Here is a 14,191-nt window from a genome sequence, read left to right as displayed (position 1 = left end):
CACGGCTTTTAAATCCTGGGCGTGGCGGGCCTGGTCGGTTTTAATGCCGAGCACACGCTCCCCCGCGATGCGCGCGGCGATGCCGCCGACGGCGCCCGAAGTGCGGGCGAAGCGGCTGATGTCACCCAGTATGTTGCCTTCGCGTTCGGCCATTACGCTTCCAGCTCATCAATGAAGCCGGAAATGACGTCCAGGCCTTTTTCCCAGAATGCGGGATGGGTGGCGTCCAGTCCAAAGGGGGCGAGCAGCTCCTTATGGCGCAGGGTGCCGCCGGCTTTCAGCATTTCGGTGTATTTTGCGGCGAAGGCGGCTTTGTCCGCGCTCTCCTGGTAGACGGCGTAGAGCGCGTTCACCAGGCAATCGCCGAAGGCATAGGCATAGACGTAAAACGGCGAGTGGATGAAATGCGGGACATAGGCCCAGAAGAGGCGGTATTCCTCGGCGAAGGTGAAGGCCGGGCCGAGGCTTTCGGCCTGCACCTGCAGCCAGATTTCGCCGATGCGGGCGGGGAGCAGCTCGCCGGTGCGGCGCTCGGCATGCACCTTGAGCTCGAATTCGTAAAAGGCGATCTGGCGGACGACGGTGTTGAGCATGTCCTCGACCTTGCCAGCCAGCATCAGGCGGCGGCGCTGGGGGTCTGACTCGGCATCCAGCAGGGAGCGGAAGGTGAGCATCTCGCCGAAGACGCTGGCGGTTTCGGCCAAAGTGAGGGGCGTGCCGGACATCAGATAGCCCTGATCCGCCGCCAGGCGCTGGTGCGCGCCGTGGCCAAGCTCGTGCGCCAGGGTCATCACATCGCGCGTGCGGCCGTGATAGTTCATCAGCACATAGGGGTGCGCGGCGGGAACGGTGGGATGCGCGAAGGCGCCGCCGGATTTGCCGGGGCGCGGGGCGGCATCAATCCAGTTTTGCTCGAAAAACGGCTCAATCTGCGCGGCCAGGGCGGGGTTGAAACGGGCGTAGGCGCTGAGCACCATCTTCTTTGCCTCCGGCCAGGGGATGGCGCGGTCATCATCGCCGGGGAGCGGGGCGTTGCGGTCCCAGTATTCGAGCTTCTCCAGCCCCAGCCATTTGGCCTTCATGGCGTAATAGCGGTGCGCGAGGCGGGCATAGGAGGATTTTACCGCTGTGGTCAGGGCTTCGACCACTTCGTCCTCGACCATGTTGGCGCGGTTACGGTAGGAGGCGGGGGTTGGATAGTGGCGCCAGTTGTCGTCAATCTCCTTGTCCTTCGCCAGCGTGTTGGTGATGAGGGCGAAGAGTTTTTCCGCACGGCCCATCGCCTCGCCAACCGCCTTGCCGGCGGCCTGGCGGGTGGCGCGCTCAGCGTCTGAGAGCTTGTTCAGCGCGGCGGAGAGGGTGAGGTCTTCGCCGTTGACCGGCACGCGCATGGCGGCGGTGGTCTCATCGAACAGGCGGCTCCAGGCGGCATGGCCGGTGACGTCTTTTTCCATCAGCAGCTTTTCCAGCTCGGCGGAGAGCTGGTGGGGCAGGAAGACCCGCAGATCGCGCAGCCAGGGGGCATAGCGGGCCAAGGCAGGGTCCTGCTGTTTGGCCGCCAGATCGGCCTCGGGGAGGAGGTTGAGCTCCAGGGTGAAAAACAGCAGGGAGGTGTTGATGAGCGTCACGCGCTCGGACATGGTTTGGTAGAATTTGCCGTGGGCGGGGTTGTTGGAGTCAGCCGAGAACAGCAGCTGGGCGAAGGACGCGGCGCGGCCGAGGGATTCGGAGATGCGCTCGTACTCATGCACGGCGGCGGCCAGCTCCGCGCCGGAGAGGCCGGCGAGGCGGGTTTTGTAGCGGAACTCGAAGGCGGCCGCGGCGGCCTGGGCGGATTGCAGATCGGCGGCGATGCGCGGATCGTCCAGCCCGGCGTAGAGATCGCCAAGGTTCCAGGCCGGCAGCGTGCCGCCGGGTGCTGAGAAACCTTCGGGGTGCCGGGCGATCTGTGTTGGGTGCATATATATCCGCTCCTGATGTTGCCCGCAGATGTAGGCGCTAATGGGCCGCCGGCAAAGGTGGAACGGGGGCGCAGCGTGCCCGCCTTGGCGATAATCGCTCGACGCGCGGGAGAATCGCGGTTAGAGCTGGGTGAACCACCCCATCCCCGGCCAGGAGATTTCATGCCCGCACCCGCCCTGAAACGCGACGCCGGACGTATTGGCCTCTTATTCGCCAGCCTGGGAGGGATGATCGGTTCCGGATGGCTTTTCGGGGCGCTGAACGCAGCGAAAATCGCGGGGCCGGCCTCGCTCATTGCCTGGGTGATCGGCGGCGGGGCGGTGCTCCTGCTGGCTTTTGTGTTTGCCGAGCTATCCACCATGTTCCCGCAGCCGGGAGCGGTGATCGTGTTCCCGTATCTCTGCTTTGGCCGGCTCTCGGCGCAGGTGATGACCTGGATCAATTTTCTCGCCTATATTTCCGTCCCGCCGGTCGAGGCGGTTTCAGTGATCAATTACAGCAATAATTTTTTCTCCGGCCTGGTCGATCCGGCGAGCGGCATGCTCACCATGAAAGGCTTCGCGGCGGCGGCGGCGCTGATGGTGCTGTTCCTCTGGATCAACCTGCTGGCGATCAGGCTCGTGCTGAAGATCAACAACGCGATTACCTGGTGGAAGCTGCTGGTGCCGGCGGGGACCGTGGTTGTGCTGATGTTCGTGCATTTTCGCGTGCGCAATTTCACCCAGTTCGGCTTTGCGCCCACCGGCATGAACGGCGTGCTGGCGGCGGTTTCGGGATCGGGTGTGCTGTTTGCTTATCTGGGCTTCCGTCAGGCGATCGAGCTGGCGGGCGAGACCTCCAATCCCAGCCGCAGCCTGCCCTTTGCCATCGTGGGATCGGTCCTGCTGTGCATCCTGCTCTATTGCGGGCTGGAGCTGGCGTTCATCGGCGCGCTCACGCCAGCCAGCCTCGCCAACGGCTGGGCAAAGCTGAATTTTCCCGGGATTTCTGGGCCGTTTGCCGGGCTGGCCAGCGGGCTGGGGCTGACCTGGCTGGCGATCACCCTGTATGCGGATGCCGCGATCTCGCCGGGGGGCACCGGGGTTATTTACAACACCACGGCGGCGCGGGTGATCTATGCAACCGCCGGCTCCGGGTTCATGCCGCGGCTCTTCACGCAGATCTCGAGCAATGGCGTGCCGGTGACCAGCCTGGCACTGAGCTTTTTTGCCGGGCTGCTGTTTTTACTGCCCCTGCCCTCCTGGCAGATGCTCGTGACCTATATTTCGTCCATCAGCGTCATCGCCTACGGCATCGGCCCGGTGGTTTTGCTCGCCTTCCGCCAAACCCTGCCCGAGGCGCAATATAAGCGCCCCTTCCGCCTTCGCCTGGCCATGGTTTTTGCGCCGATGGCCTTTATTGTTGCGAATCTGGTGGTGTTCTGGGCGGGGGCGGGCGTGGCCAACCATCTGCTGGGCGGCCTGCTGCTCATGTTCATGTTTTATTGCGGGCAGCAATTCGCCGTGCAGCGGACGCTGCGCCATCTGGAATGGCGCGGCGCCTGGTGGATGGCGCCTTATTTCGGCGGGTTGTGGCTGATCACTTATCTCGGGCCGACGCACGGCACCGGCACTTTCTCAAACCTGAGCGGCACGGTTGTGATCAGCGTCTTCAGCCTGGGGATTATCGCCCTGGCGATGCGCTGCGCCCTGCCCGACCCGCAAGCGGCGAAAGCCAATTACATGCGGACCGATGCCCTGAAATTCCTGACTGTGCCCAAGGCCTGATAGCGCCCTGGGCACGGCCGCGCCTCACATGCCGATGGCGCGGCGGTAGACATCGAGCAGGGTTTCCTGCTCCTCGATCTCGGCGGGTTCCTGTTTGCGGATGCGGATGAGCTGGCGCAGCACCTTCACATCGAATCCGGCCGATTTCGCCTCGGAATAGATGTCCTTGATGTCCGAGCCGAGCGCCTTGCGCTCTTCTTCGAGCCGCTCGATCCGCTCTACAATGCTGCGCAGGCGTTCGCCCGCGACATTAGCCGGTTTGTCTTCCGTTGCATCAAGCGCCATGGTCTGTCCTTCTCAATCGGGAGGGCGGGGATAGAGGGTTAGAACACCCAGCGTCAATGCCCTTCCCCGCCCTCCTGCCTGGCGGCGAAGGCGGCCTGGGCCTGCGGGCTGGCGGGTTTCTGGTGCTGGGCCTGCCATTGCTTGTAGGGCATGCCGTAAATTATTTCACGCGCGGCGGGGTCGTCCAGGTCGATGCCCTGGGCCTGCGCGGCCTCGCGGTACCAGCGCGAGAGGCAGTTGCGGCAAAAGCCGGCGAGATTCATCATGTCGATATTCTGCACCTGCGGGTTGGCGCGCAGATGCGCCACCAGGGCACGGAAGGCGGCTGCCTCCAGCGCTTGCGTGGCGGCTGGTGAAATCTCGGGTTTGCTCATTATGACGCTCCTGGCATAGTAATATAATGGAACATGGTAGCGCTAATCGTTCGCGCGTGAAATTACCGGTTTCTGTTACTGTGTCGCAATGATTTTATGAGGTTTGCATGACCGATCGCCTGCGCCGCCACCGCCGTACCAAAATTATCGCCACGCTGGGGCCGGCAAGCGCCACCCCGGAGATGCTGGCGCAGTTGTTTCTCGCCGGGGCGGATGTGTTCCGGCTGAATTTTTCACACGGGCACCATACGGACCATGCGGCGCGCATTGAAATGATCCGCGCGCTGGAGAAGAAATTCGGCCGCCCGATCGGGATTCTGGCGGATGTGCAGGGGCCGAAGCTGCGCGTGGGGCAGTTCCAGTCCGGGCGGGTGAGCCTGCAGGCGGGGCAGCAGTTCACGCTGGATATGAATGCGGCCCCCGGCGACACCCGGCGGGTGTGCCTGCCGCATCCGGAGATTCTGGGCGCGGCCGAAATTGGCTCGATGCTGCTGCTCGACGACGGCAAATTGCGGCTGCGCGTGATGCGCAAGCGCGATGACCACCTGCTGACCGAGGTGCTGAACAGCGGAACGCTCTCCGACCGCAAGGGGGTGAATATTCCCGATGTCGTGCTGCCGATCCCGGCGCTGACGGAGAAGGATATCGCGGATCTGAACTTCGTGCTGCCGCTGGGGATTGATTATATCGGGCTCTCCTTCGTGCAGCGGCCCGAGGATGTGATGCAGGCGAAAATGCTGGCGGCCGGGCGGGCGATGGTGATGGCCAAGCTGGAAAAACCGCAGGCGCTGGAAAACCTGGAGGAAATTTTGCGCCAGGCGGATGCGGTGATGGTGGCGCGCGGCGACCTGGGCGTGGAACTGCCGCCCGAGGATGTGCCCATTGCGCAGAAACAGATTATCCGCGCGGCGCAGCAGCGGGGGATGCCCGTGGTGGTGGCGACGCAGATGCTGGAGAGCATGATCTCCGCCCCGGCGCCCACGCGCGCGGAAGCCTCCGACGTGGCGACCGCCGTTTATGACGGGGCGGATGCGGTGATGCTCTCCGCCGAGTCGGCCGCTGGGCAGTATCCGCGCGAGGCGGTGAACATGATGGACCGGATCATCGCGCGGGTGGAGCGCGATGAGGATTGGCGGCGCGGGATAGACGCGAAACGGCCGGCGCCGGAGAAATCCTCCGCCGATGCGATTGCGGCGGCGGCGGTGCAGGTGGCGCACACCATCGGCGCACAGGCAATCGTGGCGCTGACGGAGTCCGGCTCCACCGCATTGCGGGTGGCGCGCGAGAAGCCGGGTTGCCCGGTTTTGGGGCTGACCACCACGACCCCGGTGGCGCGGCGGCTGGCGCTGGTGTGGGGGGTGCATGCCGCCATGACGGGGCAGGTGCATTCCATGACCGAGGCAGTGGCGCAGGCGGTGAAAATCACCCGGCTGGAAGGTTTCGCCAAGAAGGGAGAGGAAATCGTGGTGGTGGCGGGCGTGCCTTTCGGCCAGCCGGGAACGACGAATGCGCTGCGGGTGGCGCGTGTATGATGTGATGCCGCGGCCGCGAAACCGGGGCAGCAGCGTTGCATTACAAATTCCCCACCGGCGCTAAAAATTGTTGAATATGAATGTGTTGGACCACGCGCCCCGGCAGGCTTCCGCCTTGGCGGGGCGCGGCTTTCTCTGTATTAATGTGCTGAAAATGATTTTCACACGTTAATTTGAAGGATCTGACATTGCATTCAACGCGGACGGCCTGGGGTCTGGGCAAAACGGGCGTGGCAATCGGCCTGGCGATGCTGGCCCTGGCGAGCTGCAGCAAAAAGACGCCAGTCGCCGTGTTGGCCCCGCCGCCGGCGCCGGTTGGCCATGTTTATCCAACGGCTGTGCAAATCCCGGCCGTTACCTCACGCAGAGTTAAATTTACCCCGGCGCAGCGGGATGCCTACCAGCAGGCGTTCAATATCATCGGGTTGAAGTCGGCCCTGATGATCGGCGCGCTCTCCTGCGACCAGAGGGGCCAGTATGATACGTTCATGACCACGTTCCATCCGCATATCCTGGCGGCGCAGCATGTCATGGACGGGTATTTCCGCCGGATGGGCGGCTGGGCCGGCCAAAGCCGCGAGGATGATTTCGTGACGCTGCTGGCCAACAACCAGTCAATCAGCGCGCAGGCGCAAGGCTCGCTGTTCTGCCTGAACAACAGCGCGGAATTCAAGGCCGTGCTGGCGCTGCGGAGCCCGCGGGATCTGGATGCCTTCGTCTCCGACCAGGCGCCGCAACGGCCGGCCACGGTGGCCTCCACGGCGAGCGCAAGCGCGCCCTGAAGCCGGCCTTGAGGGCGCGCAGTTCCTTGCGGGCGGCCTGCGGGGTTAGCGCAGGGCGGCCTGCTGGGCGACAAAGAGTTCCGCCGTGCCCGCGCGCGCCAAGGCGAGCAGGGCCGCGAAGGCGGCGTCGTCAAACGTCGCTTTTTCAGCGGTGGCCTGGATTTCGATGATGCCGCCCGCCCCGGTGAGGATGAAATTGGCGTCGGCGTCAGCGGCGGAATCCTCCACATAATCAAGGTCCAGCACCGGCACGCCCTGGTAGATGCCGCAGGAGACCGCCGCGACCTGGCCGATGATGGGATTGACCTTGAGCACGTTCTTCTCGCGGAGTTTTTTCACCGCCAGGCAAAGGGCGACATAGGCGCCGGTGATGGAGGCGCAGCGGGTGCCGCCATCAGCGTTCAGCACGTCGCAATCCAGCGTGATGGTGATCTCGCCCATCAGCTTGCGGTCCACCACGGCGCGGAGCGAACGGCCGATGAGGCGCTGGATCTCCTGCGTGCGGCCCGACTGCTTGCCGCGCGCGGCTTCGCGGTCTCCCCTGGTGTGGGTGGCGCGCGGCAGCATGCCGTATTCGGCCGTCACCCAGCCCTCCCCCTGGCCGCGCATGAAACCGGGGACCTTGCCCTCGACGCTGGCGGTGCAAAGCACCTCGGTGCGGCCCATGCGGATGAGGGCGGAGCCTTCGGCGTGGTGGGAAAAGCCGGTCTCGATGCTGACTTCCCGCAACTGGTCAAATTTTCTACCTGATGGGCGCATGGTTAAACTCCTGTGTACTTTAGCTGTGGCGTGCTATTAGCCGAGGCTGTACAGATGGACCATAGAAGCAAATTGAACCCGAAACAGCCGCCACGGCTTCCGCCGGGGTTGGATGTGCGCTCGGCCGCGGTGCTGCGCGAGATTGTGGAGCAATATGTGGAGACCGGGGAGCCGGTGGGTTCACGCACGCTGGCGCGCCTGTTGCCGCTGAATCTCTCCCCCGCGACCATCCGCAATGTGATGGCGGATCTGACCGATGCGGGGCTGCTGTTCGCGCCGCATACCTCGGCGGGGCGGCTGCCGACCGACCGGGGGTTACGGCTGTTCGTGGACGGGCTGCTGCAATTTGGCGAGCTGAGCGAGGATGAGCGCGGCACCATCAATTTGGCGCTGGCGCAGTCTGGCCGGAGTTTGCAGGAGACGCTGGCGCAGGCTTCCAGCATGCTCTCGGGGCTGTCCGCCGCCGCGGGGCTGGTGCTGGCGCCCAAGGGCGAAGGGCCGGTGAAGCATATCGAGTTTGTGCCGCTCTCGCCGGGGCGCGCGCTGGTGGTGCTGGTCTCGGCCGATGGGCAGGTGGAGAACCGGATTATCGAGACCCCGCCAGGGCTGCCGCCATCAGCCTTGCAGCAGGCGAGCAATTATTTGAACGCGCAGCTTTCGGGATTGTCCTTGGCCGAATTGCGGCAGCGCGTGGCGCTGGATTTGTCAGCTGACCGGACGGCGCTGGATGCGTTGACGAATTCGGTGATCGAGGCCGGGCTGGCGACCTGGGGGAGCGAGGGGCGCGCCGGCTCGCTGATTCTGCGCGGCCAGGGGCGGCTGCTGGCGGATGTGGACCAGTTGGAGAAGCTGGGGGCGATCCAGGCGCTGTTCGAGCGGCTGGAGACCGAGGAGACGATGCTGGGGCTGCTGGATTTGGCGGAAACATCGGACGGAGTGCGGATTTTTATCGGCGCGGAGTCCGGGTTGTTCGGCTCGGCGGGGGTTTCGATGATCGTGGCGCCGGCGCGCAATACGCAGGATAGGATTGTGGGGGCGATCGGGGTGATCGGGCCGACGCGGATTAATTACGGGAAGATTATTCCGGTAGTGGATTATACGGCAAGGGTGATTGGGAGGTTGTTGGGGTAGGTGGGGGCCATTTTGCAGTCCGCATCCGGCATTCGTCCGCCCGCGCGCCGAACAGCTCCACAATACATTGAAATTATTACATTATAGACACAACTTGTGGTGGATGGTATCCGTCTCGTCAGTCTGATTTGAGCGAAGCTGATTTTGAGGGAGATATTATGCGTACCAACAGGGCTCAATGTCCGGGCTGCAAAAGCAAAGAACTTGAGCCGGTTTTTTCCCGAAAAGAATGGGCTTCTTTTGTGGAAGGCGAGAACGATCAGCGCCGGCGTTTTGTAAAAGCGATGGATGAAAACGCATCCTTGGCCTTCGAAAACATGCTTTTGTGTTCTTTATGTGGAACGGCTTTTACTGATTTTGTGCCGCCAGATTCGGCTTTATCTGATTTTTATCAGCAATATTATGGAAATTCCGGGTATCTTGCGAAAGCCCGCCGCAAGGTATCGCTCAATGTCAGGCGCATATTCGTTTTGAAGTTATTGACGCGCGGCAGGCGGTTCATAGATGTCGGCTGCAATGTCGGCTGTGCAGTTGAGGCGGCCCGCCGCAACGGATTTGCCGCTACCGGGTTGGAGCTTGACGCAACGGCCATTGAGCATGCCAAATCCTTGTTCCCCGCAAACCGGTTTATCGTTGGAAACATTACGGCGGCACCTGTTGGGGAGGTGTTCGACCTTGTCTACTGCACAGAGGTGATCGAGCATGTGCCGGATACGGCAAGTTTTATTGATTCGATATCAAAATTGGTTGCGCCTGGTGGAGTTCTGTCGCTGACATGCCCGGAGGCGGGGGCGCGCGATGCGCTCATTCGTATGCCGGAGTTAAGACCGCCAGAACACCTTACGCTTTTTTCGCACCGAGGCATCAAGTCCGCTCTGGCGCCCTGGTTCAAGCGCGTGCTGGTTCTGCCCAACTTTAAATCAGGCAATCAAGTGATTGCATTCAAGGGGTAGTGTCCCGCCCCTGAAGTCCGCTGCATTTCGCAGCGGACGAAAGGGACAAGCAGGCCACTGAAAACAAAGCGCGCGTGACTCGTTTTGCGCGCCAATTTTGAGCCTGAATTACCCTCTATCTTTTAATCTGGAGCCGGGGGGCGTGACGCCCCCCACCTTCTTTTATGCCGAGAGTGCGGCTGGCTCCGAGCGTGTGCGTTTGGTGATCAGTTTGTTCAGGGCGTGGACGTAGGCGCGGGCGGCGGCGACGATGGTGTCGGTGTCGGCGCCTTGGCCGTCGACCATTTTGCCGTCTTCCTCCAGGCGCACGGTGCAGCGGGCCTGGGCGTCGGTACCCTCGGTGACAGCGCCGACGGAGAACAGCAACAGGTTGGCGGTGTGGGGGAAGAGCGCGTGGATGGCGTTGAAGGTGGCGTCCACCGGGCCATCGCCCAGGCAGTCGGCGGATTGGATGACGCCGTCAATTTCCAACTCTAGCAGGGCGCGGGGCTTGGATTTTGAGCCGCCCCAGGTTTCCAGCGAGACGAATTTGACGCGCTGGTGGCCGCGGGTGACTTCGTCATCAACCAGGGCAGCGATGTCTTCATCGTAGACCAGCTTTTTACGGTCGGCCAGATCCTTGAAGCGGCGGAAGGCGTCGTTGAGGGCGTTGTCGCCGATATCGCCGTAGCCCAGCGCGTTCAATTTGTCGCGGAAGGCGGCGCGGCCGGAGTGCTTGCCCATGACCAGGGAGGTTTTCTGCCAGCCGACGCTCTCAGGGGTCATGATCTCGTAGGTGGCTGCGTTTTTTAACATGCCGTCCTGGTGGATGCCCGATTCATGCGCGAAGGCGTTGCGCCCGACGATGGCTTTGTTCGGTTGAACGTCAAACCCCGTGATGGTGGCCAGCAGTTTCGAGGTGCGCAGGATGCGGGTGGTCTCGATGTTGTGGTGGTAGGGGTTGGCGTCCGGCCGGGTGCGGATGGCCATGACGACTTCTTCCAGCGAGGCGTTGCCGGCGCGCTCGCCGATGCCGTTGATGGTGCATTCGATCTGCCGCGCGCCGCCGCGCAGCCCGGCCAGGGTGTTGGCGACGGCCAGGCCGAGGTCGTTATGGCAATGGCTGGAGAGAATGATCTGGTCCGCGCCGGGGACTTTTTCACGCACGGTGGAGAAGATGCGCAGCATGTCCTCCGGGACGGCGTAGCCCACGGTATCAGGGATGTTGATGGTGGTGGCGCCGGATTTGATGGCGGCCTCGACGCAGCGCAGCAGAAATTCCATATCGGTGCGGGTGCCGTCCTCGGCGGACCATTCCACGTCATCGGTGAAATCCCGCGCCAGGGTGACCGAGGCGGTGACGGCTTCCAGCACGGCATCAGGCTCCATGCGCAGCTTGTACTTCATGTGCAGGGGGCTGGTGGAAATGAAGGTGTGGATGCGCTTGCGCCCGGCGGGGCGGATGGCCTCGCCGGCGCGGGTGATGTCCGCCACGCCGGAGCGGGCCAGGCCGCAGATGACGGGGCCTTTGATGGATTGGGCGATGCGGTTGACGGCCTCGAAATCACCCGGGCTGGCGACCGGGAAGCCGGCTTCCAGCACATCCACGCCCAGTTCGGCCAGGGTTTCGGCCATGCGCAGTTTTTCGTCCAGGTTCATCGAGAAGCCGGGGGACTGCTCGCCGTCGCGCAGGGTGGTGTCAAAAATGATGACGCGGCTGGAGTCCATTTTGCCGAAATTCGGGTGATTGATGCTCATGATTCTATTCCGTTAAAAATGCCGGTTCGTGGATTTTAGGCATTCCCCTGAGCGGTGCGGCGCGGTGTTTGGACGCGCGCGGAAGGACTTATGCGCTCAGGGGCGGATAAGTCGAAGGAGCAGCCCGGCAAGTGTAGGGGCGAAAGCCATGAAAGGGAGATAGGAGGGTTTTGGGCCGGGCGCAAGGTTTTACCCGCGCAAGGGGAAATTAAAACGCGGCGGCGATGGCGCTGAAGATGCGGGCCAGATTGCCGCCTATGTTGGTTACGCCATCAATGATCACCATGGCGGCGAGCGAGGCGATGAGGACATATTCAATAGCCGTGACGGCCTGCCGGTCCCGCCGGAAGCGCCGCATTTCATCCCATAACGATACCAGCACCGCGTATTCTCCCCGCCGCATTGGCGGGGAAGATACGCGGGAAGGTTTAATGGCTGGTAAAATTACGGCAGGCGCAGGTGGAAAGACTGCGGCCGGGTGAGTTGCTCATAGCCCCAGACGGAGAGGGTGTGGCCGCGGCCGGTGTCTTTCACCCCGGTCCAGGGCAGGGCGGGGTCCAAATAGTCGCAGCGGTTGAGGAAGACCGTGCCGGTTTCAATCCGCGCGCCGATGGCCTCCACGGCGGCGACATCGGTGGAGAAAATGGCGGCGGTGAGGCCGTAAGCGCTGTCGTTCATCAGGCGGATGGCTTCCTCATCGGAGCCTACCTTCATGATGCCAACCACGGGGCCGAAGGTCTCCTCGGTCATTACGCGCATGTTATGCGTGACATCGACCAGGATCTGCGGCGCCAGATAGGGGGTGCCGGGCTGGTTGGCCGGGAAGGCGCTGGGGTCAATGAGGGCGCGCGCGCCTTGGGCGACGGCATCCTCGATCTGGCCGCGGATGAAGGCCGCCGCCTTGGCGGAGACGACAGGGCCGAGGTTGGTTTCCGGGTCGGTTGGGTTGCCCAGGCGGTACTGGCGGGTAACCGCCACGGCCTTGGCCACGAATTCATCGTAGACGGCCTCATGCACATAAATGCGCTCGATGCCGCAGCAGGACTGGCCGGAGTTGAAGAACGCGCCGTCGACCAGGTTTTCCGCCGCGAAGGCGATATCGGCATCGGCGCGCACATAGGCGGGGTCCTTGCCGCCGAGTTCCAGGCCGACGGAGATGAAACGGTCCGCCGCGGCGCGCGAGACGGCGTGGCCGACGGGAACCGAGCCGGTGAAGGCGACATGGGCGATGCGGGTGTCCTTCACCAGCGCCTCGGCGGTGGCGCCGGAGATGTGCAGGTGCTGGAACACGCCCTCGGGCAGGCCCGCTTCATCGAACGCCTGCTGGAAGCGCTCGGCGATGAGCTGGGTCTGCGCCGCGTGTTTGAGCACGACGGTGTTGCCCGCCATGATCGCCGGCATGATGGTGTTGATGGCGGTGAGGAACGGGTAGTTCCACGGCGCGATGACGAAGACAACGCCGAGCGGGACACGTTTGACGTAGCGCTTGAAGCCGGATTTTGGGCCGGGATCGAGCGGGGCGAGGCCCTCGGCGGCGGCATCGATCATGAAGCGGGCGCGCTCGACGCAGCCGCGCACCTCGCCCGGCGCCTGAGACACCGGGCGGCCCATGGACCAGGCGAGGTCGAGGGCGATCTCATCGCTGTGGCGCAGCAGGGCCTCGCAGAATTTATGCCCCAGGGCGGCGCGCTCCTCCAGGCCGCGCGCGGCCCAGAGGCGCTGCGCGGCGACGGATTTATCGAGGACGACGCCGATCCGCACCGCGTCCGCGAAGGGGCGCTCGGCGTAGACGCTGCCGTCCACCGGTGAAATCGTCTGCTGCATGCTCATGATCTTCGTTTCCTCGTGTTGGTCCACAACTCGTTGCCAGCGTAACATAAAGCCGCGGCGCAGGCCGGGGCCAGAAAATACAGCACACGGAAGAGCAGAATAGCCCCGAGCGCCGTGGCGGGTGGTAAATAGACGGAGAGACCCAGGAGCAGAACGGAGTCGAACACCCCGACGCCAGCCGGCAGGCCGGAGAAAATGCCGGCGGCGAAGGCTGCCAGATAGATCCCCAGCACATGCGCGTAGCTTAGGCCCGGCGTATCAGGGAGCACAACATAGAGAATGGCGCAGGCGGTTGAAATGTCCGCACAGCCGTAGAGCACCTGCAGCAGCGCCAGGCGCGGGCCGGGGAGCGCCAGGCGCCGGCGGAAAATGACGACCGAGGGGCGGCCGCCCACCGAGGCGACATAAAGCGCCATGGCGAAGACCAGCGCCGCGCCCACCGCCCGCAATGCCCAGGCCGGAACGGCGTGGCCGAACAGAGGCATTGCCACCGGGTAGAACAGCAGCAGGGTGCCGAGCAGGGTGAGCAAGCCGAAGGTGAACATGCTGCCGGAAATGGCGACGATACGCGCGATGCCGGCGGCGGGCACACGCCATTGCGCGTAGAGCCGCAGGCGGATGGCCGCAGCGGAAAGGGCCGGGGCGCCCAGCACATGGCTGAGCGCATAGGCGCAGAAGGAGGTGAGGGCAATGTGGAGGGCGCCGATGCGGGGCACGCTCTCGCGGCGGCGGGCAAAGAGGATGCCGGGGAGGTCGTACCCCGCCATGAGGCAAAGCGAGGCCGCCAGCAGCAGCAGCGCGTGAATGAATTCAACGCGCGGGGTGGCGCCGACGGCGGCCAGGACATCGCCCAGGCTGATGCGCTTGAGCGCGCCGCGCAGGCCGATGATCACCCCAGCCAGCACGATGAGCCCCAGCCCGGGCGGGATATATTTCAGCGCGCGCTGTTTCATGGCGGGGTCATGGCGCGGGAGGCGGGCCAGTACCCTGCGTCATTCATGACGCAGGGTACTGCGCGCGGGTTGGTGGGCGGCGCGCGCTAAATATGACGCTAGTGGGACACGGCATTTTCAATGACGT

The 14,191-nt window shown here is 63.7% G+C and carries 13 protein-coding genes and 1 pseudogene; 5 read left to right on the top strand and 9 right to left on the bottom strand.

Features of this window, described 5'->3' with window-relative positions; genetic code table 11:
* Together HKL97_RS13725 and HKL97_RS10505 are read right to left on the bottom strand one after the other, a co-directional pair.
* Positions 1-153: pseudogene (locus tag HKL97_RS13725) on the bottom strand (AarF/ABC1/UbiB kinase family protein); the annotation flags it as partial.
* Positions 153-1,961, bottom strand: coding sequence for a M3 family oligoendopeptidase (locus HKL97_RS10505; protein ID WP_291425106.1), 1,809 nt, complete (start codon positions 1,959-1,961; stop codon positions 153-155). The pseudogene HKL97_RS13725 and the gene HKL97_RS10505, both read right to left, overlap by 1 nt.
* A 162-nt stretch (positions 1,962-2,123) precedes the next feature.
* Here HKL97_RS10505 and HKL97_RS10500 point away from each other — a divergent pair, with 162 nt between their 5' ends.
* Positions 2,124-3,728, top strand: a complete 1,605-nt coding sequence (locus tag HKL97_RS10500; RefSeq protein WP_291425105.1) for an APC family permease — start codon at positions 2,124-2,126, stop codon at positions 3,726-3,728.
* A 24-nt stretch (positions 3,729-3,752) separates the two neighbouring features.
* Here HKL97_RS10500 and HKL97_RS10495 read toward each other — a convergent pair whose 3' ends face one another.
* Together HKL97_RS10495 and HKL97_RS10490 are read right to left on the bottom strand one after the other, a co-directional pair.
* Positions 3,753-4,013: a DUF2312 domain-containing protein gene (locus HKL97_RS10495; protein ID WP_291425104.1), complete on the bottom strand. Its 261-nt coding sequence runs from the start codon at positions 4,011-4,013 to the stop codon at positions 3,753-3,755.
* 53 nt (positions 4,014-4,066) lie between these two features.
* Positions 4,067-4,387, bottom strand: coding sequence for a DUF1244 domain-containing protein (locus HKL97_RS10490; RefSeq protein ID WP_291425103.1), 321 nt, complete (start codon positions 4,385-4,387; stop codon positions 4,067-4,069).
* 107 nt (positions 4,388-4,494) lie between these two features.
* Here HKL97_RS10490 and pyk point away from each other — a divergent pair, with 107 nt between their 5' ends.
* Together pyk and HKL97_RS10480 are read left to right on the top strand one after the other, a co-directional pair.
* Positions 4,495-5,919, top strand: coding sequence for a pyruvate kinase (gene pyk, locus HKL97_RS10485; protein ID WP_291425102.1), 1,425 nt, complete (start codon positions 4,495-4,497; stop codon positions 5,917-5,919).
* Positions 5,920-6,107: 188 nt separating this feature from the next.
* The gene (locus HKL97_RS10480) at positions 6,108-6,701 is read left to right on the top strand and encodes a hypothetical protein (protein ID WP_291425101.1); all 594 of its coding nucleotides are present in this window, start codon (positions 6,108-6,110) and stop codon (positions 6,699-6,701) included.
* A gap of 45 nt (positions 6,702-6,746) precedes the next feature.
* Here the strand turns inward: HKL97_RS10480 and rph are convergent, their stop codons facing one another.
* Complete coding sequence (rph, locus tag HKL97_RS10475; RefSeq protein ID WP_291425100.1) at positions 6,747-7,460, bottom strand: ribonuclease PH; 714 nt, start codon at positions 7,458-7,460, stop codon at positions 6,747-6,749.
* Between the two features lie 54 nt (positions 7,461-7,514).
* Here rph and hrcA point away from each other — a divergent pair, with 54 nt between their 5' ends.
* Both hrcA and HKL97_RS10465 read left to right on the top strand, forming a co-directional pair.
* Positions 7,515-8,591: a heat-inducible transcriptional repressor HrcA gene (gene hrcA / locus HKL97_RS10470; RefSeq protein ID WP_291425098.1), complete on the top strand. Its 1,077-nt coding sequence runs from the start codon at positions 7,515-7,517 to the stop codon at positions 8,589-8,591.
* A gap of 128 nt (positions 8,592-8,719) precedes the next feature.
* Positions 8,720-9,544, top strand: a complete 825-nt coding sequence (locus HKL97_RS10465) for a bifunctional 2-polyprenyl-6-hydroxyphenol methylase/3-demethylubiquinol 3-O-methyltransferase UbiG (RefSeq protein WP_291425096.1) — start codon at positions 8,720-8,722, stop codon at positions 9,542-9,544.
* A 162-nt stretch (positions 9,545-9,706) separates the two neighbouring features.
* On the opposite strand, the gene HKL97_RS10460 is transcribed toward HKL97_RS10465, so the two are convergent.
* The 4 genes from HKL97_RS10460 to HKL97_RS10445 all read right to left on the bottom strand — a co-directional run bounded on the left by HKL97_RS10460 (position 9,707) and on the right by HKL97_RS10445 (position 14,064).
* Complete coding sequence (locus tag HKL97_RS10460; protein ID WP_291425094.1) at positions 9,707-11,281, bottom strand: 2-isopropylmalate synthase; 1,575 nt, start codon at positions 11,279-11,281, stop codon at positions 9,707-9,709.
* A gap of 208 nt (positions 11,282-11,489) precedes the next feature.
* Positions 11,490-11,663: a Flp family type IVb pilin gene (locus HKL97_RS10455; protein ID WP_291425092.1), complete on the bottom strand. Its 174-nt coding sequence runs from the start codon at positions 11,661-11,663 to the stop codon at positions 11,490-11,492.
* Positions 11,664-11,725: 62 nt separating this feature from the next.
* Positions 11,726-13,111 (bottom strand): aldehyde dehydrogenase family protein, encoded by a 1,386-nt coding sequence (locus HKL97_RS10450; RefSeq protein WP_291425090.1) that lies wholly within the window; start codon positions 13,109-13,111, stop codon positions 11,726-11,728.
* Positions 13,108-14,064 (bottom strand): YbhN family protein, encoded by a 957-nt coding sequence (locus HKL97_RS10445; protein WP_291425088.1) that lies wholly within the window; start codon positions 14,062-14,064, stop codon positions 13,108-13,110. Before HKL97_RS10445 ends, HKL97_RS10450 begins: the two co-directional genes overlap by 4 nt.
* Positions 14,065-14,191: the final 127 nt, after the last annotated feature.

The sequence above is a fragment of the Acidocella sp. genome (assembly GCF_013044125.1).
Lineage (GTDB): Bacteria > Pseudomonadota > Alphaproteobacteria > Acetobacterales > Acetobacteraceae > Acidocella.
The sequence above is the reverse complement of the archived record's forward strand: the minus strand, read 5'-3'. Positions and strand labels throughout refer to the sequence as shown.